Consider the following 19068-nt stretch of genomic DNA (forward strand, 5'->3'; position numbering starts at 1 on the left):
GGATTCAGTTCAGGTGTTTCGTGACCACTTCCAGCAACTGGCGTGGACTGAAAGGCTTGGTCAAGTATGCCTCGGCGCCCAATGATTGCCCCAACTGCCGGTCGCTTTCTTGCCCCTTTGCGCTCAGAAAGATCACTTTGGTCGAGGCCAGCTCAGGCGTGGACTTGATCTGTCGGCAGACCTCAAACCCATCGACATGTCCCGGCATCATGATGTCCAGCAGCAGCATGTCTGGTCGCAGTTGCTTGGCCATTTCCAGGCCGATGGTGCCGTTTTCCGCCTCGTGAATGTCCAGATCCTCGATCTCCAGCGTCATGCGAATCAGCTCTCGGATATCGAGTTGGTCTTCAACAATCAGAACACGCTTCATGGGCTGCAGGCTGTGGTGCAAGTCAAGGGCAGATGGGATATCGGTCCTTTTCTCAAGATTATGAGGGTGAACGCCGAAATTACCTCATGTCGAAAATACACGTTGGTGTCTTGCGCCTATTGGTGGAAAGCCTGGCCATCTTCCTGATTGCGGAAGCGGTGGTCATGCTGTCGCTACCCGTGTTGGCGCCCGGCTTGCACGGCTGGCAAGAGGCCCTGCTGGACTCTGCCATGCTGGCGGTGTTGTCGGGGCCCTTGTTGACGTGGCGTGCCTTTCGTTTCTGGCAGCGTCAGGCGGCTGCAGATAACAAACCCTCCATGGAGCGCTTGTTGTGGTCGGTGCCCTTCCAGCGCTCCCTGCCTTTTCCGCTGCTGGTCCTGATCGTCGGGGCCGCCTTGTCCGTGATGGTGGCCGTGAGCCTGCATCAGAAGTCCGCCGAAGCGGCCGACGCACAGTTTGACCGCGTCAGCGCCCAACTGCAGCGCACGCTGGAGGCCCGACTGGACAAGACCCTGGCAGGGCTCAAGGGGGTGCGAGGTGCCATGCTGGCGCATGGTGGCGAGTTGCCGCAGGCTGGATTTCGCACCTGGGTGGGGTCGCGGGATGTGGTCAGCGAATTTCCCGGTATCCGGGGAATGGGCTTCATCAAATACGTCAAGCGCGAGGACTTGGCGCATTTCATCCAGCAGGTTCGTGCGGACCATGCACCGGATTACACCGTGCATCCGACCACCGCTTCGTCAGACCTGTACGTGATCAAGAACATTGAGCCGCTGGAGTTCAACCGCCCGGCATGGGGCTTCGATCTGGGCTCGGACCCCCGCAGACGGCAGGCGCTGGACGAGGTGGTGGCGACGGGGCAGCCATCCCTGACGCCGCCCATTGTGTTGCTGCAGGACCAACACCATCGCCCAGGATTTTTATATTTGTTACCAGTGTTTCAGCCAGGTGTGGTGACCGACACACCGCAAACCCGGCGCGCGCATCTGCTCGGGATCATTTATGCGCCGATCGTGGCGGCGGAGCTGGTGGCTGGGTTGGACTCGGCGGCCGCGTCTTTGGTGCGGTTTTCGCTCTATGACGGCTATGAGCCCGAGCCTGCGCACTGGATGGCAGGCACCGACAGCACTCAGGAGCGGCAGGTGAGTGGCGGTGGTCAGTTCCGCCGACAGCATCATTTGCTGTTTGGTGGTCGTGCGCTCACCTTGGAGGTGCGTTCCACCGAAAGCTTTGAGCGTGACGTGGCGTTCGCCATGCCCACCTGGATTGGCCTGCTGGGCTTGTTGTTGAGCAGCATGATCGCTGCGGCTTTGTGGCTGCTGAGAACTGCGCGTGTCCGCGCCGAGGACTTGGCTCAAGCCATGACCCATGAAAGCAATGCACTGCTTCAGACGCTGGATCGCTTCGGGATGGTGTGTGTGACAGCCCCCGATGGCCGGATCATGGATGTGAACGAGGCCTTTTGCCATGCCTGTGGCTATGAGCGCAACGAATTGCTGGGGCAAAACCCGCGCATTCTGAATGGCGGCAGCCACGACGACCTGTTCTGGATCACGGCATGGCAGGCCTTGCTGCATGGGCGGACTTGGACAGGAGACATCTGCAACCGTCGCCGCAGTGGCGAGCAGTATTGGGTCCACTGCGTGATCTCTCCTGTGCTGGATCAGCGAGGGCAGGTTGAAAAGTACATCTCGATTTCGTACGACATCACCGAATCACGCCAGGCGCAGGACGCCATCAAGGCCAACGCCGAACGCTATAACCTGGCCATCGACGGCGGTAACGACGGCTTGTGGGACTGGATGAACATCCACTCTCAGGAAATGTGGTGGTCGCCACAGTTCTTCCGCTTGTTGGGTTACTCGCCCGGTGCGCTCAAACCGGATCTGGCCACGTTCGACAGCATGTTGCACCCGGAGGACCAGGAGCGCACGTTCGCGACGATCAATGCCGCCTTGACGCACGCCGAGCCTTACGACATGGAGTACCGCCTGTGCACGCGCGCCGGCGAATACCGGTGGTTCCGCTCTCGCGCCAAGGTGTATTTCGACGATCTGGGTCGTGCCACGCGGATGGCCGGCTCGATTCAGGACGTGCACGAGCGGCGTTTGGCGCAATCGCAACTGCAAGCGCACATCGAGCAAATGGCGGCGATCTTCAGTCTGACGCAGGATGCGTTCGTGTCCTTCGATGCCCAGGGGCGTGTCAGCTATGTCAGCCCCGCAACGCCCCGACTGACCGGGATGCTGCCGGGCGCCTTGCACGGCTTGGACGAAGCCACCTTCATCCGCACGATCTTGCGCACTGCAGTGGACGAGCCTGAGGTGTTTCCCACCACATTGGAAACCCTCCTGCATGAAGCCGGACACGCTGGCACCGGTCGTGTCATGCTCGAAATGAAGCCACCGGCCCGCCGCATGCTGGAGTTGCGCCTGAGTCAGGGGCAGGGGGTGGCCGTTTCACAGGTGCTGCATCTGCGCGATGTCACCCACGAGACCGAAGTGGACGAGATGAAGAGCGCCTTCTTGTCCGTGGCCGCCCATGAGTTGCGCACACCCATGGCCTCGATCTACGGCTTCACGGAATTGCTGTTGACCCGTGAACTCAAGCCGGAGAAGCAGCGTGAGTTGCTGGGCCGCATTTATCGCCAAAGTGAGGCCATGGCGGCCATCATCAACGAATTGCTGGACCTGTCTCGACTGGAGGCACGCCAAGGCAAAGACTTCGAGTTCACGGCCTGCAATCTGGAGTCGCTGGTCCAGGAGGTGATTCGAGACTTCAAGGCGCCTGAGGGGCGTGGTTTGCCCAACACCTGTTGGCCCGACGAGCCCGTCATGGTCTGGGTGGATCAACAGAAGATGCGGCAGGCCGTGTTGAACGTGCTGTCCAATGCCTACAAGTATTCGCCTGCTGGGGGCGATGTCTGGGTGTATCTCTTGCAGCGCGAGGAAAACGGCCGCCAAGTGGTGGGAGTGCAGATCCGAGATTTCGGCTTGGGCATGAATGCGGAGCAACTCAGCCGCGTGGGTGAGCGTTTTTATCGCGCGGACAAGTCCGGCAACATCCCGGGTACGGGCTTGGGCGTGGCCATCGTCAAGGAAATCATGGAATTGATGGGTGGGCGTGTGGTCATCGACAGCAAGGAGGGCGAAGGCACCACCGTGACCCTCGTGCTCAACTGTCAATCCGAGCCGCAAGTCCTGTCTCAGGCATGAAAAAAGGCGCCCCGCAGGGCGCCTTTCACTTTCCGGATGCGATCTCAGCGATCGATCAGGCCTTGGCTTCGGCCTTCTTCTTCTGACGCCAGGCGTGCAGCAGAGGCTCGGTGTAACCGGAAGGCTGCTCCTTGCCCTTGAACACCAGGTCCAGAGCGGCTTGGAAGGCACAACCGTTGGGGTTTGCGACCAGCGATTCGTACAGCTTGTCGCCAGCGTTTTGCTTGTCGACGATGGCGGCCATGCGGGTGAAGGTTTCACGCACTTGGGCTTCGGTCACCACGCCATGGTGCAGCCAGTTGGCCACGTGTTGGCTGGAGATACGCAGGGTGGCGCGGTCTTCCATCAGGCCGATGTCATGGATGTCAGGCACCTTCGAGCAACCGACACCTTGGTCAACCCAGCGAACCACATAACCCAGGATGCCCTGGATGTTGTTGTCCAGCTCTTGTTGCTTCTCGGCTTCGGTCCAGTTGGCTTCGGCGACCACGGGGATGGTCAGCAGCTTGTCCATCAGGGCCTGGGCGTCTTCGCCAGACTTCTCGATCTCGGTTTGCACCGCGGCGACGCTCACTTGGTGATAGTGCGTGGCGTGCAGGGTGGCGGCGGTCGGCGAAGGGGTCCAGGCGGTGTTGGCACCAGCCTTGGGATGACCGATCTTTTGCTTCAGCATTTCGGCCATCAGGTCGGGCATGGCCCACATGCCCTTGCCGATTTGCGCGCGGCCCTTCAGGCCACATTGCAGACCGATCAGCACGTTACGGCGCTCGTACGCAGCAATCCAGTCCGAACCCTTGATGTCGCCCTTGCGCATCATGGCGCCGGCCAGCATGGCGGTGTGCATTTCGTCGCCGGTGCGGTCCAGGAAGCCCGTGTTGATGAAGGCCACGCGGCTCTTGGCGGCAGCGATACAAGCCTTCAGGTTGGCCGAAGTGCGACGCTCTTCGTCCATGATGCCCAGCTTGACGGTGCTGTCAGCCAGACCCAGCAGTTGCTCCACGCGGCCGAACAGCTCGTTGGCGAAGCCCACTTCGGTCGGGCCGTGCATCTTGGGCTTCACGATGTAGATCGAGCCAGCGCGCGAGTTGCGGATGGCTTGGCCGTTGATCTTGCCGTGGCCTTGCAGGTCGTGCAGGGCGATGGCGGTGGTGATCACGGCGTCCATGATGCCTTCGGGGATTTCCTTGCCCTCGGCGCCCCACAGGATGGCGGGGTTGGTCATCAGGTGACCCACGTTACGCACGAACATCAGCGAACGGCCGTGCAGCTTGACTTCGCCACCGTTGGCGCCGGTGTAGACGCGGTCGCCGTTCAGCGTACGGGTGAAGGTCTTGCCACCCTTGGCCACTTCTTCGGCCAGCGTGCCTTGTTGAATGCCCAGCCAGTTGCTGTAGCCCAGCACCTTGTCTTCGGCATCCACGGCGGCGACGGAGTCTTCCAGGTCCAGGATGGTGGACAGGGCGGCTTCCAGAATCAGGTCGGACACGCCGGCCGGATCGGTCTTGCCGATGGCGGTTTCACGGTTGATCTGGATGTCGACGTGCAGGCCGTTGTTGACCAGCAGCACGCTCTTGGGGGCAGCGGCGTCGCCTTGGAAGCCCACGAACTGAGCGGGGTTGGCCAGACCAGTGGTCGAACCATTGGTCAGGGTCACGACCAGCTTGCCGCCTTCGACACGGTAGCCGGCGGCGTCCTTGTGCGATGCGCCTTCCAGCGGAGCGGATTGATCCAGGAAATTACGGGCCCAGGCGATGACCTTGGCACCACGGACAGGGTTGTAGCCCGTGCCCTTGTCGGCGCCGCCTTCTTCAGAGATGGCATCGGTGCCATACAGCGCGTCGTACAGGCTGCCCCAACGAGCGTTGGCAGCGTTCAGGGCGTAGCGGGCGTTCAGGATGGGCACCACCAGCTGAGGACCGGCTTGCAGTGCCAGTTCGGCGTCCACATTGGCGGTCGTGGCTTGCACGTCGGCTGGCACGGGCACCAGGTAGCCGATCTTTTCCAGGTGAGCCTTGTAGGCGGCCATGTCCTGGATCGGGCCGGGGTTGGCGGTGTGCCAGGCGTCCATCTCGGCCTGGATGCGGTCACGCTCGGCCAGCAGTGCAGCGTTCTTGGGGGCCAGGTCGTTGACGATCTGGTCAAAGCCAGCCCAGAACTTGGCGCTGTCGATGCCGGTGCCGGGCAACACCTTGTCTTCAACGAAACGGAAGAGTTCGGTGGCCACTTGCAGGCTGTGGACGGTGGTACGTGCGGTCATGAAAACCTCGTCAGGAGATGATCTTGGAGGAGAGGGGTGGGTGACCTCGGGCATGGCCGAAGCACTAGCTGAACATGGAAGTTTATTCGATACTTTCATGAACATTACTGCCCATAAAATTCATGGATTAATGACTTTTAAGCAAAAGTCAACCTGAAAAGTGTCCGCATTCCTGCGGATTTGGGTTGACCCCATCTTGTCGGGCGGGCCGGGTGCGTTCAGGATGTGACGCGCAGTTCTGTTCTGGCAGATGGCCGGGGGAGCAACAGACGTGGACCGACTCAAGCAGATCGAATCGTTCGTGGCCGTGTCCATGAAAGGCAGCCTGACGGCCGCCGCTGCCGCCGAAGGCGTGGCCCCTGCCGTGATCGGGCGTCGTATCGATGCCCTAGAAGAGCGTCTGGGCGTCAAGTTGCTGGTGCGTACCACGCGCCGCATCACCCTGACCCACGAAGGCAGTGCTTTTCTGGAGGACGCCCAGCGCGTGCTGGCCGAGTTGGCCAATGCCGAGGCCAGTGTGAGCGCCGGGGGGCTGAAAGCCAGTGGTCACTTGCGCATTACCGCGCCGGCGGGGTTCGGGCGTCGCCATGTGGCGCCCTTGGTGCCGCAATTCATCGCACGGCACCCGGAGGTGTCCTTGTCCCTGGATTTGTCAGACAGGCTGGTCGACCTCGTCAACGATGGCTATGACTGTGCGATCCGTGTGGGCGACTTGCCGGACTCGTCTCTGGTGAGCACCCGTTTGGCCGACAACCGTCGCCTGTGCGTGGCCAGTCCGGACTACCTGGCCGAGCGTGGTCGCCCGGAGCATCCTTCCGACATCACCCGACATGACTGCCTGACCTTGAGCTCCGAAGCCAGTCAGACGCGCGGGTGGGCGTTCACGCTGGACGGACAGTTGACCCGGGTGCGCCCTTCGACGCGGCTGGACTGCTCCGATGGGCAGGTCCTGCATGCCTGGTGTCTGGCGGGACTGGGGTTGGCCTGGCGTTCCTGGTGGGAGGTGTCGGCCGACGTGCAGGCCGGGAGACTGGTCAGCGTGCTGGACGCGTATGCGGCACCACCCAATGGCATTTACGCGGTGTTTGCCCAACGCAAGCACCTGCCTTTGCGGGTGCGCTTGTGGATCGACTTCATCAAGGAGGCCTACGCCGATGAGGTCTATTGGCAGCAAGCCGCCGTGACTGGGGCATGATGCAGGTCTTTCCCGATCCAGCTTGATCTGACCACCATGTTGCTTGAAGCCATCCTGGCTTATGCCCACTTTGCCGCCATCCTGGGTGTCGTGGTCTTTGTGACCAGCGAGGCTGCCCTGTGTCGGCCCGAGTGGCTCAATGCAGCGGTCATCCACCGATTGGTGCGCATCGACACCTTGTATCTGGCAGCTGCGGCGGTTGTGCTGCTCACCGGACTGGCGCGCACCTTCTGGGGCATCAAAGGCGTGGGGTGGTACTGGACGCAGCCCTTGCTGCACGCCAAGTTGACCATCTTCGCCTTCATCGGCGTTCTCTCGCTCAAGCCCACGTTCAGTTTTCTGCGGTGGCGCAAGCGTTGGGACGAACTGAACGTGTTGCCAGCGGCTGCCGAGGTGCTGGCTGTGCGGCGCATCATCATGTTTCAGGCGCATGTGATGCTGCTCATTCCGCTTGCCGCCACCTTGCTGGCGCGTGGTGTCTGGACCTTCTGAACACGGCCTTGCATCCACAAAAAAGGGCGCCCGAAGGCGCCCATGCGGTACAGAAGCCGGCTGGAAGGTTTACTTCGCCGCAGCGTCCTTTTCGCACTTCTTGATGAAGCTGGTCTTGGCTGCGCCCGCCAGGGCCTTGCCATTCTTGTCGACCGCCTTGGCCGCGCAAGCAGCGCCGGTATTGGCTGCCCCCGATTCCTTCTCGCACTTCTTGATGAAGCTGGTCTTGGCTGCGCCCGCCAGGGCCTTGCCATTCTTGTCAACCGCTTTGGCTTCGCAAGCAGCGTCACCCGCGTGAGCCACGGTGGCCAGCAGGGCCAGAGTCAGGGAAGCAATCAGTGCACGCATGTCGAGCTCCTAGTTTCAGATCAGGCATTCTGCGGAGGCGACCGTTCGCCATCCGTCTGTGCAGCTTAACGCGTGGTGCCGTCAACGCGATGACAGCGCCGGCAAATTGGGGTGCGGCTGCACCTCACATGATGCGGCGCGGGTGGGCCAGGGCCTCGTGGGCCGCATGCAGACGCCGCACCAGCACGCGGATGAAGGCTTCGTCAAACAGATGCCGACACGTTGGGCTGAGCTGCTGCATCGTGTCCGGGGTGAACGAAATGGTGGTCGCGGGCTCGGTTACCACCACGTCGGTGCTGTGACGTCGCAACTCGGGATTGGGCGCCAGATAGGCCATCTCGCCCACCGAGGTGCCGGCGCCCAGCAGCGCCACCCGCTTGCTGCTGCGGTACACCTCGACACTGCCTTGGGCAATGATGTGGAAAGTGCGCCCCTCTTCGCCGCGCCGGTACAAGGCATGACCAAACGAAAAGCGCTGCCACTTTGCCCGGTGCACCACTTCCCACAACTCGACATCGCCAAAGTTGGAGAAAAAGTCCAGCGTACGCAGCAGGTTGAACCGCTCAGAATCCAGCACGCCCTGCAGGTGGCCGCGGGGCACCTTGTGCTCGGCTATCAGGCCGGACAGGGCTTGTGCAAACGCATCCCAGCTGGGGTAGCGGTCGTCCCGGTTCTTGGCCAGGGCGCGCATCACCACTTCATCGACGGCCGTGTCCACGCCCGCGCGCATGCCTGACAGGGGCGCAGGCATCTGGTTGTAGATCTGGTTCATCAGCACCGCTTGCGACGATGCCTCAAAGGGTGGTCGCCCCGCGATGAGGTGGTACAGCACCGCGCCCAAGCCGTAAATGTCGGCACGGCAGTCGGGCGTCTCCCCATCCAGCTGTTCGGGTGCCATGTAGGCCAGCGACCCCACCTGGTGGATCTGAGTGGACTCGGCCGTCAGGTTGAGCACGCTGCCAAAGTCGCTGATCTTGACGTCCACCACCTGACCAGCTTCGTTGGTGATCGCCAGGATGTTGGCCGGCTTCACGTCACGATGGATCAGGCCCTGGCGGTACACATAGCCCAAGGCCATCGCGCACTTGAAACCCACTTCAATGATCTGATCCAGGGGCAGCAGCTGATCGGGGCGACAGAACGTGCGCAGTGTGGTGCCCGGCACGTACTCCATCACCACATACGGCGCTACCGGATCGGGCACCGCGTCGTAAATGTGCACGACGTTCGGGTGTTGCAGTCGGCCGACCAAAGCAGCCTCGGCCGCAAAGAAGCGCGCGTACACCGGGCCATCCACCGCGTCGATCAGCACCGACGAGCGCACGCGCTTGATGGCCACATCCCGGTCATGGAAATCATCCCGGCACAGGAACACCTCGCTGGTAGCGCCGTCGCCCAGCTTCTTGGTGATGCGGTACTTGCCGATCAGACCGTTGTCGAGGTCGATGTCGATGTCATCCATGCTGAGCCAATGATCTCCTTGTCCGGATCTTTCCACTGTGCGTGATTTCCCGTTGCGCGAAAAGACCCTGATGAAGTGTGCAATTCTCCTCTCTTGATCGACGTTGTACACCCACGGCGGCAGCCCTCGTAGAATTCCACCCATGATTCAAGCCAAGCGTGACCTTCTTTCTGCCCTCGGTGAGGCCCTGCGCCAAGCGGCGCCTGACGCCCCTGCGTCCTTCTCTCCGGTTTTCGAAGCCCCCAAGCAAGCTGCCCACGGTGATCTGGCCGTGACGGCTGCCATGCAGTTGGCCAAGCCGCTGAAGAAGAACCCCCGCGAGTTGGCCACGGCCCTGGTGGCCGCCCTGGAAGCCCAGCCTGCCGTGCAGCAATGGGTGCAGTTGCCCATCGAAATCGCGGGTCCCGGTTTCATCAACCTGCGACTCAAGCCCGCCGCCAAGCAAGCCATCGTGACCGACGTGCTGGCCGCAGGCGAGCAATTCGGCTGGCAACCCAAGACCGGCAAGAAAGTGCTGGTCGAGTTCGTGTCGGCCAACCCCACCGGTCCGCTGCACGTAGGCCACGGCCGTCAAGGCGCTTTGGGCGATGCCCTGTGCAACCTGTTCGAGACGCAAGGCCAGTCGGTCACCCGCGAGTTCTATTACAACGACGCCGGCGTGCAGATCAGCACCCTGGCCTGGTCCACCCACGCGCGCATCAAGGGCTACAAGCCCGGTGACGAGCACTGGCCCGAGTCGGCCTACAACGGCGACTACATCGCCGAGATCGCTGCCGATTTCCTGGCCAAGAAGACCGTCAAGGCCGATGACCGTGAATTCACCGCCTCGGGCGACCCGGAAGACCTCGACGGTATCCGTCAGTTCGCCGTGGCCTACCTGCGCCATGAGCAAGATCTCGACTTGAAGGCCTTCGGCGTCCGCTTCGACAACTACTACCTCGAGTCCAGCCTGTACACCGATGGCCGCGTCGAGAACGCCGTCCAACGTCTGGTCGATGCGGGCAAGACGTATGAAGAGGGTGGCGCCCTGTGGCTGCGCTCCACCGATTACGGTGACGACAAAGACCGCGTCATGCGCAAGACCGACGGCGGCTACACCTACTTCGTGCCCGACGTGGCCTATCACATCGCCAAGTGGGAGCGTGGCTTCGAGCAGTGCGTCAACATCCAGGGCTCCGACCACCACGGCACCATCGCCCGCGTGCGCGCCGGTCTGCAAGCCGCAGGTGTCGGCATCCCTCAAGGCTGGCCTGACTACGTCCTGCACAAGATGGTCACCGTGATGAAGAACGGCGAGGAGGTCAAGATCTCCAAGCGCGCCGGCTCTTACGTCACCCTGCGCGACCTCATCGAGTGGACCAGCAAGGACGCCGTGCGCTTCTTCCTGATCAGCCGCAAGGCCGATACCGAGTTCACCTTTGATGTGGACCTGGCCCTCAAGCAGAACGACGAGAACCCCGTGTTCTACGTCCAGTATGCCCACGCCCGCATTCACTCGGTGCGTGCCCAGTATGCCGAGAAGGGCGGTGACCTGCCATCCATCCACGGGGCCGACCTGTCTTTGCTGACGGCGGACACCGAGCTGGCGCTGATGACCAAGCTGGCCGAGTTCCCCGGCATGTTGACGGCGGCCGCCCAAGGCTTGGCCCCGCACGACGTGGCCTTCTACCTGCGTGATCTGGCCAGCGCGTTCCATAGCTACTACGCGGCGGAACGTTTCCTGGTCGACGAGGTCGAACTCAGCCGCGCCCGTGTGGCGTTGCTGACGGCCACCGCCCAGGTGCTGCGCAACGGTCTCGCCCTCCTGGGCGTGAGCGCACCCGAAAAGATGTAATTCACCCTTGATCGACAGGACTCCACGCATGACAACCCAGCGCGGCTCGCAACGCGGCGGCTTTTTCCTCGGCATGATCGTTGGCCTGTTGATTGGGCTGGCGCTGGCGCTGGGTGTGGCCCTCTACATCACCAAAGTGCCGCTGCCTTTCATCGACAAGGTGCCTCAGCGCACTGCCGAGCAGGACGCGGCCGAAGCCGAGCACAACAAGAACTGGGACCCCAACAGCCCGCTGTATGGCAAGAACCCGGCCAAGCCGCATGCGGTGGAGGCCGCGCCTTCTGCCGCTGCGTCGGGGGCCAGTGCCACCGCACCGGTGCGTGAGGCGCCGTTGGCCCCTGTACCGGCTCCTGCGGCGTCCGCCACAGTGCCGTCCAAGGGCGCCTCGGCGGCCAAGCCAGCGGCCGCACCCGCCTCCAGTGCGCGCAATCCGGCGGCCATCCTCTCCGGTGAGCCTGTGTCAGCCGCACCAGCCTCGGATGCGTTGACCTATCAGGTGCAAGCTGGCGCCTATGGCAGCCAAGCCGAAGCCGAGACCCAGCGCGCCAAGTTGGCCATGATGGGCCTCGAGCCGCGCATTCAAGAGCGCGAAGTCAACGGGCGCAACATGTTCCGTGTGCGCATCGGCCCGTTCGCCCAGCGTGAGCAGGCCGAAGAGGTGCGCGTCAAACTGCAAAACGCCGGCGTGGAGTCGGCCTTGGTTCGCATTCAGAAGTGATGCCGCATTGGGCGGCTTCGAAAGGACAAGACATGAATCGTCGTGAGTTTTCGATCCAAACCCTGGGCGCCTTGGGCTTGGGGGCGGGCGCGGGCCTGCCCGGTTTGGCCATGGCACAGGGTGGTCCGATCGAGGGCACGAACTATGTCAAGCTGAACCAGTACGCTCCCGTGACCGCACCGGCTGGCAAGGTCGAAGTGGTCGAGTTCTTCTGGTACGGCTGCCCCCACTGTTTCCATTTCGAGCCCGCGTTGAGTGCGTGGGTCAGTCGTTTGCCGGCCGATGTGGTGTTCCGCCGGATTCCCGTGGTGTTCCGCGAAAATCCGTTTGCCCTTCACCAAAAGCTGTACTTCGCGGTCGAAACCTTGGGCTTGAGTGCGACGCTCCACGCCAAGATCTTCCATGCCATGCATGAGCAAGGTCAGCGCCTGGACAAACCAGAACTGATCGCCGACTTTGTGGCCAAGCAAGGTGTGGATGCGCCCCGCTTCATGGCTACCATGGAATCGTTCGGCGTGCAGGCCAAGTGCAAGCAAGCCCGCGCCCTGACCGATGCGTACAAGATCGACGGCGTGCCCACCCTGGGCATTGGCGGCCGCTTCACCACCTCTGTCAGCCTCAATGCCTCGCCCGAAAAGACCCTGGCCACCACCGACTTCCTCATCAACTTGGTGCGTAAGGCGCGCTGAAGCACCACGACGTCCGTGCACAACAAGCATGTGTACGGACGTGTGTCAACCTCCGCAGTATTTCGCGGGGTCTCGCCGGCAAGGTCGGCACTTCATGGCTAGAATTTCTGCAACTTTCATGCCGAAGATGCAGAACCAATCTTTCCCATCGCCTTTGACCTCCCTTGTGCAACTCCTGCTGGGCGGGCTGTTGGTGCTTGGCGCGTCGGGAGCGCATGCCGAAAAGGCTGACCGTTTTCAGCCGCTCAACTTCGCCGCTGACGCCGCGCGCGTGGAAGACAAGCAACGCCTGAACATCCTGTCGGGCAATGTCGAAATCTCCAAAGGCAGCATGGTGGTGCGCTCCGACCGCGTGGAAGTGCGCCAAAACGCCGACGGAACGCAAACCGCCACGGCCACAGGCGGGCCCGGTGGGCGAGCCTACTTCCGTCAGAAGCGCGATGGTGCAGACGAGTTCATCGAAGGCGAAGCCGAGCGCATCGTGTACGACGGCAAGACCGAAATCGTGCGTTTCACGGGGCGCGCGCTGATGCGCCGCCTGCAGGGGCAATCGGTCAACGATCAGGTCACGGGGCCGGTCATCGTCTACGACAACAAAACCTCTGTGTTCCAGGTGGAGGGTGCCCCAGATGGCGCCGCATCGTCCGGTCGCGTTCGTGGCGTCATCACCCCTCGCAGCAGCGAACCGCGTGCTGCGACAGAAGGGGGGCGCTGAGATGCGTGACGACGTCGCCGCTACCGGCCCTGTCAGCCAGCTGCGTGCCGAGCAACTCAAAAAACGTTACGGGGCTCGTACGGTTGTGCACGATGTCCACGTAGCGGTGAGCGCTGGTGAAGTGGTCGGCCTGTTGGGCCCCAACGGCGCCGGCAAAACCACCAGCTTTTACATGATCGTGGGCTTGGTGCCGGCCGATGCAGGTCAGATCACCATTGATGGTGAGCGTGTCGAAAAGTTGCCCATCCACCAGCGCTCGCGCCTGGGGCTGAGCTATCTGCCGCAAGAGGCGTCCATCTTCCGCCAGCTCAATGTCGAAGAAAACATTCGCGCGGTGCTCGAGTTGCAAGTCGACGAGCAGGGCAAGCGCCTGAGCAAGTCCGCCATCGAGCAGCGGTTGGATGCCTTGCTGCACGATCTGAGCATTGAAAAGCTGCGCACCAGTCCGGCGCTGGCGCTGTCCGGTGGCGAACGTCGTCGGGTCGAAATTGCCCGTGCGCTGGCCACGCAGCCCCGTTTCATCTTGCTGGACGAGCCCTTTGCGGGCGTCGACCCCATCGCGGTCATCGAAATTCAGCGCATCATCAGTTTCCTCAAAGAGCGTGGTATCGGGGTGCTCATCACCGATCACAACGTGCGTGAAACGTTGGGGATCTGTGATCGGGCCTACATCATCAGTGAAGGCCGCGTGCTGGCCGAAGGCCGTCCGGGCGACATCGTCAACAACGCTGAGGTCCGCAAGGTCTACCTGGGCGAACACTTCCGCATGTAAGCGCCCCCATGAAGCCATCCCTGCAGTTCCGGCTTTCACAACATCTGGCGTTGACGCCCCAGTTGCAGCAATCCATCCGTTTGCTGCAACTGTCCACGCTGGAACTGCACCAGGAAATCGAGCAGATGCTCGAGCAGAACCCCTTCCTCGAACCCGAGGAAGACTTCAGCGCGATTGAAACCCTGGCCACAATGGAGTTCGAGCGCCAACGCAACGACCGCAACAGCGTCGAAGACGGGGGAGCCGACCGCGACGGGGGCCAAGGCGATGCCGAGCCCGCCGGACTGGATACCGCCGATCTGGGCGCAGGTGCTACCGAGCGAGACGACTGGGAAAACGGCACCGAGCGGGATGACTTCGATGGCATCAGCGAAGCCCCGGCCCGCCACTCCAGCGGAGACGACGATGACTTCGACCCGTTGGAGCGCAACACCTCGGCCATCAGCCTGCAAGACCACCTGCGTCAGCAATTGCTTGGAACGCGCCTGAGTCAGCAGGACATGGCTGCGGTCGAGATCCTGATCGAATCGCTCAACGAGGACGGCTACCTGGCCGACCCCATCGAAGAGATCGCCGAAAGCCTCACCCCCGAATCGGCCGATGAAGACCTGCGTGACGAGATCCTGTCCCGCCTGCGCTGTGCCTTGGGGTGGCTGCAAAACCTCGAGCCTGTCGGCGTGGGGGCAGCCAATCTGTCCGATTGCCTGATCCTGCAGTTGCGTGCGCAGCCCAGCAGCGAGGCCCGGCAAATCGCCATCCTGATCTGCCGACATCATCTCGAGTTGCTGGCGCGGCGTGATTTCAAGAAGCTCATGGCGGCCACGGGCGCCGATGAGAGCCTGCTCAAGGAAGCGCAGGCCTTGATCGTGGCGCTGGAGCCCAAGCCGGGTCGTGCCTTCACGCGTGCCGAGGCCAACATCATCGTGCCGGATGTCATCGTGCAGAAATCCGGGCGCAACTGGAAGGTTGTGCTCAACCCCGACGTCATGCCGCGGTTGCGCATCAACGATTACTACGCCCAGGCTTTGCGCGCCACCCGTGCGCCGCGCGGCGGCACAGCCTCCGAAGGCCACACCAACCTCAATGCGCGCCTGCAGGAGGCGCGCTGGTTCGTCAAGAACATCCAGCAGCGATTCGACACCATCTTGCGCGTGTCGCAAGCCATCGTCGACCGTCAGCGTAACTTCTTCACCCACGGCGAAATCGCCATGAAGCCGCTGGTCCTGCGCGAAATCGCGGATGAACTGGGCCTGCACGAATCCACCATCTCGCGTGTGACCACGGCGAAGTACATGCTCACGCCTTTTGGCACCTTCGAGCTCAAATACTTCTTCGGTTCGTCGCTCAACACCGAGGCCGGCGGCAATGCTTCCAGCACCGCGGTGCGCGCCCTGATCAAGCAACTGGTCGCCGCCGAAGATCCCAAAAAGCCACTGTCTGACAGCGCGTTGGCCAACATGCTGGAAGAGCAGGGCATCCAGGTCGCTCGCCGCACCGTGGCCAAGTACCGAGAAGCCCTCAAGATTGCGCCGGCCAACCTGCGCAAGGTACTCTAAAGCGCATCCCTCTTTGGGGGCAGCCTGGCCGAGGTACCCCGGCCCCATCGTCATCTGCGTTCAGATCATGCCCACCTCCCTCGAACACCTCCTCAGCGTTCTGCCCTGGCAGGACTGGACCGCACTGGCGCTCTTTTTCATCAGCTGGATTGGCTATGTGCTGTTTGCCAAGCGTCGCGCCAAAGCCGAGCGCACCTTGCTGTCCAGCACCAACCACTATCGCCGCCTCTGGATGCTGCAGGTCACCCACCGCGACCAGCGCATCGTCGATGCTGCTGTCACCCAAAATCTGGCCAGCAGTCCCAGTTTTTGGGCGTCGACCACCATCCTGGTGCTTGGTGGCTTGCTCGCCGTGCTGGGCACCAATGACAAGGCCTCCGAGTTGGTGAAGGACCTGCCTTTCGCGGCGCGAACCTCCATGCTGGTGTTCGACGTCAAGATCCTGGTCCTGCTCACGGTCTTCATCTACGCCTTCTTCCGCTTCACCTGGTCGATGCGGGTTTACTCCTTCGGTGCGATCATGGTGGGGTCAGCTCCCAACGTCGATGTGTTCACGCGCGGTGAGGCTGACCGCAAGGAATTCGCCGACCGCGCTGGCAAGCTGATGGGCATGGCGGCCGAAAGCTTCAATGACGGCTTGCGTGCGTATTACCTGTCTTTCGCCGTCATTGGCTGGTTCATGTCACCTTTTGCCTTTGTGCTGGGTACCCTGGCGGTTCTGTGGGTGCTCTATCGGCGAGAATTCCATTCCGACGTTCTGGCCATTTTGCGCGCCTGAACGGGTCTCCCCTTTTTTGCGCCCTGCTTACCATGCCGATCAAGCCCCCCCGTCGTCCCGTTGTGTCCGCTTCCACGGGGCGTCCGTCTGGCGAGTCGGCTGACCGTCCCGCGCGATCCCATCCAGCCGGCCCCCGTGGGCCGGGCCCGCAAGCCGGTCGTGCGCCCATTCGTGTGCGACCTGAGCATCAATCGCGCACCCAGGGGCCCGTCCTGAACGCGGACCGACCCGCTGCCCTGTACCTCTCGTGTCCTTCGGGCGTCGAGACCCTGTTGGCCGACGAAGCCCGGCGCATCCTGGGCGGTGACGCGCAGATCACCGAGTCCCGTGGCGGCATCGAAGTCCAGGCCGCCCCCGCCACACGCGATCCCGCTGCCAAGCACCGCGAGCTGATCGGGCACGCCATGCGCCTCAACCTCGAAAGCCGCCTGGCCCAGCGTGTTCTCTGGCGGGTGTCATCGCGCGTCTATCGCCATGAGGACGATATCTATCTCCTGGCCCGTTGCGTCAACTGGGCGGACTGGATCACGCCCCGGCAAACCTTGCGCGTGGATGTCACGGCGCGCCGCAGCCACTTGCAAAGCCTGAATTTCGCCGCCCTGCGCGTCAAAGACGCCGTGTGCGACGACCTGCGCGAGCGCTTCGGTGAGCGGCCCAATGTGGACACCCGCTTCCCCGACCTCAGCCTGGTCCTGTACATGGATGACCTGGAGGCCACCCTGTATGTGGACACCTCTGGCGAGGCCCTGTTCAAACGTGGCTGGCGCGAAGATACCGGCGAGGCTCCGCTCAAGGAAACCCTTGCAGCCGCCATGCTGGCCGCTGCAGGCTGGCAAGGCCGACCGGAAGATGGCGCCTTGCTGGATCCCTGTTGTGGCGCCGGCACCATTCCCATCGAAGCCGCTCAGATTGCGTGCGACATGGCGCCGGGTCTGCACCGTCGCTTTGCCTTTGAGAAGCTGTTGCCCTTCAAGCCGCATCTGCCCGAGTGGCAGCGCCTGAAGCAAGCCGCCAAAGACCGCCAGCACCCCCCGCGCGTGGCCATCTACGCGGGCGACGTCGCTTTCCGCATGACCGACTTCGCCACCCGCAACGCCGAACGCGCTGGTGTGCGTCAGTACATCGAATTCAAGACGGCAGATGCTTTGCAGCGTCCAGTGCCCTGTGAACGCGGCGTCTTGATGTTCAACCCGCCTTATGGCGAGCGCATTGACACCAAAGGTTCCGTGCGCAATGCCTACCAACAGCGCGCCGAGTTCGATGACGAGGTGCCCGTGGCACGTGCTGGCCGCGAGCAGTTCCAGGACGACGAAGCCGCCACCTTCTTCCAGCGGCTCTCGTCACACTGGAAAAAGCACTACACGGGCTGGACCGCGTGGATCTTGAGTCCGGACATGAAGTTGCCCGGCGCCATGCGCTTGAAGGAAAGCCGCCGCGTTGTCATGTACAACGGTCCCATCGAGTGCCGACTGTTCCGTTTTGACCTGATTGCCGGCAGCCTGCGCACACCCAAACCGACGGGCGACGCAGATCAAGCTGGCGCCCCGCAAGACTGATCCAGCAACCCTGACCTGCCCCCCACCGCAGGCGAGAGACTCGGTCAGCCCTCGTAATGCGCCGCCATCACACTGAGCGCGGCCAGCGGGGCCGTGTCGGCACGCAAGGTGCGCGCGCCCAGCGTCACAGCTTGCCACCCGGCTTTCAGCGCGCTGGTTTCCTCTTCCTCGTTCAGGCCGCCCTCCGGGCCATTCAGAAACACCCAGCGCACCCCCTGTTGTGATGCCGTGGCGGTGGCGGCCTGCAGCACCGAGCGAATGGACCGAGCCTCCCGCAAACTCAGCACCGCGCGGTGCTCGAACTGCGCGCTCGAGGCCGCTTCCGAGTGCAGCCACGTGTTCAGGCTTTGCACGGGATGCACCACTGGCACGACGGCGCGCCCGCATTGCTCGCTGGCCGCCACAGCGACACCCTGCCAGTGCGCCACCTTCTTGGCCGCACGGTCCCCCTCAAGCCTGAGCACCGACCGTTGACTCATCAGAGGCTGAATGGCGTGTGCGCCCAACTCGGTGGCCTTCTCGATCACGGCGTCCATGCGGTCGTTGGCCGGCATGCCCACCGCCAGGGTGATGCGCACGGGCAGTTCTCGATGATTGGGGACGGGGCTTTGAAGTCGCACGGCCACATGCTTGCGCCCCATCTCTCCGATTTCGGCCACCCACTCATGGCCAGCACCATCAAAGATCTGGATGCACTGGCCAGGCTGCATGCGCAACACCTGCACGTGGCGCGCTGCACCATCCGGCAACTGCAACTCATGATCAGGCAAGGCGCTCGGCAAAGCGCCGACAAAAAAACGAGGCAACACTCGCAACCCTCATTCAAGACAAGTGATCCCTGCGGTCCGGACGAGATCTCCCTCAGACATCACCCGCCGCAAACGCCATTGTCCGCCAACGAAAACGAAGCAACACTGACACCGTCAAAGCCCTCCGCCAGAGGGGCGCGCATCTTTTTCAACTTTTTTGCAAAAAGACTTGCGCACTCATGAAAAACAGTGCCATAATTGCATTCTCCGCTGATCGCGACAACAAACAAGCGATCGATGCAAGCGACAAGTTCTTTAAAAATTAACAGCCGATAAGCGTGGGTGTTTGGATGAAAGAAGCC

General features: G+C 62.4%; 17 protein-coding genes. 11 read left to right on the top strand and 6 right to left on the bottom strand.

Annotation, left to right across the window (positions count from 1 at the left end; all coding sequences use genetic code 11):
* Positions 1–4 precede the first annotated feature (4 nt).
* Positions 5–370, bottom strand: coding sequence for a response regulator transcription factor (locus ACOYNB_RS11715; RefSeq protein WP_422839238.1), 366 nt, complete (start codon positions 368–370; stop codon positions 5–7).
* An 86-nt stretch (positions 371–456) separates the two neighbouring features.
* On the opposite strand from ACOYNB_RS11715, the gene ACOYNB_RS11720 reads away from it, so the two are divergent.
* Positions 457–3585 carry a CHASE domain-containing protein gene (locus ACOYNB_RS11720; protein ID WP_422839239.1) on the top strand — a complete coding sequence of 1043 codons (3129 nt, stop codon included), beginning with the start codon at positions 457–459 and terminating at the stop codon, positions 3583–3585.
* A 55-nt stretch (positions 3586–3640) separates the two neighbouring features.
* On the opposite strand, the gene ACOYNB_RS11725 is transcribed toward ACOYNB_RS11720, so the two are convergent.
* A complete protein-coding gene (locus tag ACOYNB_RS11725) occupies positions 3641–5842 on the bottom strand; it encodes a malate synthase G (RefSeq protein ID WP_422839240.1) in 2202 nt (733 codons plus the stop codon).
* 271 nt (positions 5843–6113) lie between these two features.
* Between ACOYNB_RS11725 and ACOYNB_RS11730 the strand changes: the two genes are divergently transcribed.
* Together ACOYNB_RS11730 and ACOYNB_RS11735 are read left to right on the top strand one after the other, a co-directional pair.
* Positions 6114–7037: a LysR substrate-binding domain-containing protein gene (locus ACOYNB_RS11730; protein ID WP_422839241.1), complete on the top strand. Its 924-nt coding sequence runs from the start codon at positions 6114–6116 to the stop codon at positions 7035–7037.
* Between the two features lie 36 nt (positions 7038–7073).
* Positions 7074–7529 (top strand): DUF2214 family protein, encoded by a 456-nt coding sequence (locus tag ACOYNB_RS11735; RefSeq protein ID WP_422839242.1) that lies wholly within the window; start codon positions 7074–7076, stop codon positions 7527–7529.
* A gap of 69 nt (positions 7530–7598) precedes the next feature.
* Here the strand turns inward: ACOYNB_RS11735 and ACOYNB_RS11740 are convergent, their stop codons facing one another.
* Both ACOYNB_RS11740 and ACOYNB_RS11745 read right to left on the bottom strand, forming a co-directional pair.
* Positions 7599–7877 (bottom strand): hypothetical protein, encoded by a 279-nt coding sequence (locus tag ACOYNB_RS11740; RefSeq protein ID WP_422839243.1) that lies wholly within the window; start codon positions 7875–7877, stop codon positions 7599–7601.
* A gap of 124 nt (positions 7878–8001) precedes the next feature.
* The gene (locus ACOYNB_RS11745; protein ID WP_422839244.1) at positions 8002–9339 is read right to left on the bottom strand and encodes a serine/threonine-protein kinase; all 1338 of its coding nucleotides are present in this window, start codon (positions 9337–9339) and stop codon (positions 8002–8004) included.
* A 142-nt stretch (positions 9340–9481) separates the two neighbouring features.
* Here ACOYNB_RS11745 and argS point away from each other — a divergent pair, with 142 nt between their 5' ends.
* The 8 genes from argS to ACOYNB_RS11785 all read left to right on the top strand — a co-directional run bounded on the left by argS (position 9482) and on the right by ACOYNB_RS11785 (position 17957).
* Positions 9482–11173, top strand: coding sequence for an arginine--tRNA ligase (argS, locus tag ACOYNB_RS11750; RefSeq protein WP_422839245.1), 1692 nt, complete (start codon positions 9482–9484; stop codon positions 11171–11173).
* 28 nt (positions 11174–11201) lie between these two features.
* Positions 11202–11891, top strand: a complete 690-nt coding sequence (locus ACOYNB_RS11755) for an SPOR domain-containing protein (RefSeq protein ID WP_422839246.1) — start codon at positions 11202–11204, stop codon at positions 11889–11891.
* 32 nt (positions 11892–11923) lie between these two features.
* Positions 11924–12580, top strand: coding sequence for a thiol:disulfide interchange protein DsbA/DsbL (locus tag ACOYNB_RS11760; protein WP_422839247.1), 657 nt, complete (start codon positions 11924–11926; stop codon positions 12578–12580).
* 166 nt (positions 12581–12746) lie between these two features.
* Complete coding sequence (lptA, locus tag ACOYNB_RS11765) at positions 12747–13295, top strand: lipopolysaccharide transport periplasmic protein LptA (RefSeq protein WP_422839248.1); 549 nt, start codon at positions 12747–12749, stop codon at positions 13293–13295.
* Between the two features lies 1 nt (position 13296).
* Positions 13297–14067 (top strand): LPS export ABC transporter ATP-binding protein, encoded by a 771-nt coding sequence (gene lptB / locus ACOYNB_RS11770; RefSeq protein WP_422839249.1) that lies wholly within the window; start codon positions 13297–13299, stop codon positions 14065–14067.
* An 8-nt stretch (positions 14068–14075) separates the two neighbouring features.
* Positions 14076–15623 carry an RNA polymerase factor sigma-54 gene (locus ACOYNB_RS11775; protein WP_422839250.1) on the top strand — a complete coding sequence of 516 codons (1548 nt, stop codon included), beginning with the start codon at positions 14076–14078 and terminating at the stop codon, positions 15621–15623.
* Positions 15624–15690: 67 nt separating this feature from the next.
* Positions 15691–16401, top strand: coding sequence for a DUF599 domain-containing protein (locus ACOYNB_RS11780; protein WP_374257049.1), 711 nt, complete (start codon positions 15691–15693; stop codon positions 16399–16401).
* A 32-nt stretch (positions 16402–16433) separates the two neighbouring features.
* Positions 16434–17957 carry a THUMP domain-containing class I SAM-dependent RNA methyltransferase gene (locus tag ACOYNB_RS11785; protein WP_422839251.1) on the top strand — a complete coding sequence of 508 codons (1524 nt, stop codon included), beginning with the start codon at positions 16434–16436 and terminating at the stop codon, positions 17955–17957.
* A gap of 44 nt (positions 17958–18001) precedes the next feature.
* Here ACOYNB_RS11785 and ACOYNB_RS11790 read toward each other — a convergent pair whose 3' ends face one another.
* Together ACOYNB_RS11790 and ACOYNB_RS11795 are read right to left on the bottom strand one after the other, a co-directional pair.
* Positions 18002–18763: a 16S rRNA (uracil(1498)-N(3))-methyltransferase gene (locus ACOYNB_RS11790; protein ID WP_422839254.1), complete on the bottom strand. Its 762-nt coding sequence runs from the start codon at positions 18761–18763 to the stop codon at positions 18002–18004.
* Positions 18764–18825: 62 nt separating this feature from the next.
* The coding region (locus tag ACOYNB_RS11795) for a hypothetical protein (protein ID WP_422839252.1) at positions 18826–19068 on the bottom strand (243 nt) is incomplete at its 5' end.

The sequence above is a fragment of the Aquabacterium sp. genome, assembly GCF_049317225.1.
Taxonomy (GTDB): Bacteria; Pseudomonadota; Gammaproteobacteria; order Burkholderiales; family Burkholderiaceae_C; genus Aquabacterium.

Coding starts and splice junctions, on each gene's coding strand:
- ACOYNB_RS11715 (WP_422839238.1), bottom strand. CDS start 370: ATGAAGCGTGTTCTGATTGTTGAAGACCAACTCGATATCCGAGAGCTG.
- ACOYNB_RS11720 (WP_422839239.1), top strand. CDS start 457: ATGTCGAAAATACACGTTGGTGTCTTGCGCCTATTGGTGGAAAGCCTG.
- ACOYNB_RS11725 (WP_422839240.1), bottom strand. CDS start 5,842: ATGACCGCACGTACCACCGTCCACAGCCTGCAAGTGGCCACCGAACTC.
- ACOYNB_RS11735 (WP_422839242.1), top strand. CDS start 7,074: ATGTTGCTTGAAGCCATCCTGGCTTATGCCCACTTTGCCGCCATCCTG.
- ACOYNB_RS11740 (WP_422839243.1), bottom strand. CDS start 7,877: ATGCGTGCACTGATTGCTTCCCTGACTCTGGCCCTGCTGGCCACCGTG.
- ACOYNB_RS11745 (WP_422839244.1), bottom strand. CDS start 9,339: ATGGATGACATCGACATCGACCTCGACAACGGTCTGATCGGCAAGTAC.
- argS (WP_422839245.1), top strand. CDS start 9,482: ATGATTCAAGCCAAGCGTGACCTTCTTTCTGCCCTCGGTGAGGCCCTG.
- ACOYNB_RS11755 (WP_422839246.1), top strand. CDS start 11,202: ATGACAACCCAGCGCGGCTCGCAACGCGGCGGCTTTTTCCTCGGCATG.
- ACOYNB_RS11760 (WP_422839247.1), top strand. CDS start 11,924: ATGAATCGTCGTGAGTTTTCGATCCAAACCCTGGGCGCCTTGGGCTTG.
- lptB (WP_422839249.1), top strand. CDS start 13,297: ATGCGTGACGACGTCGCCGCTACCGGCCCTGTCAGCCAGCTGCGTGCC.
- ACOYNB_RS11775 (WP_422839250.1), top strand. CDS start 14,076: ATGAAGCCATCCCTGCAGTTCCGGCTTTCACAACATCTGGCGTTGACG.
- ACOYNB_RS11780 (WP_374257049.1), top strand. CDS start 15,691: ATGCCCACCTCCCTCGAACACCTCCTCAGCGTTCTGCCCTGGCAGGAC.
- ACOYNB_RS11785 (WP_422839251.1), top strand. CDS start 16,434: ATGCCGATCAAGCCCCCCCGTCGTCCCGTTGTGTCCGCTTCCACGGGG.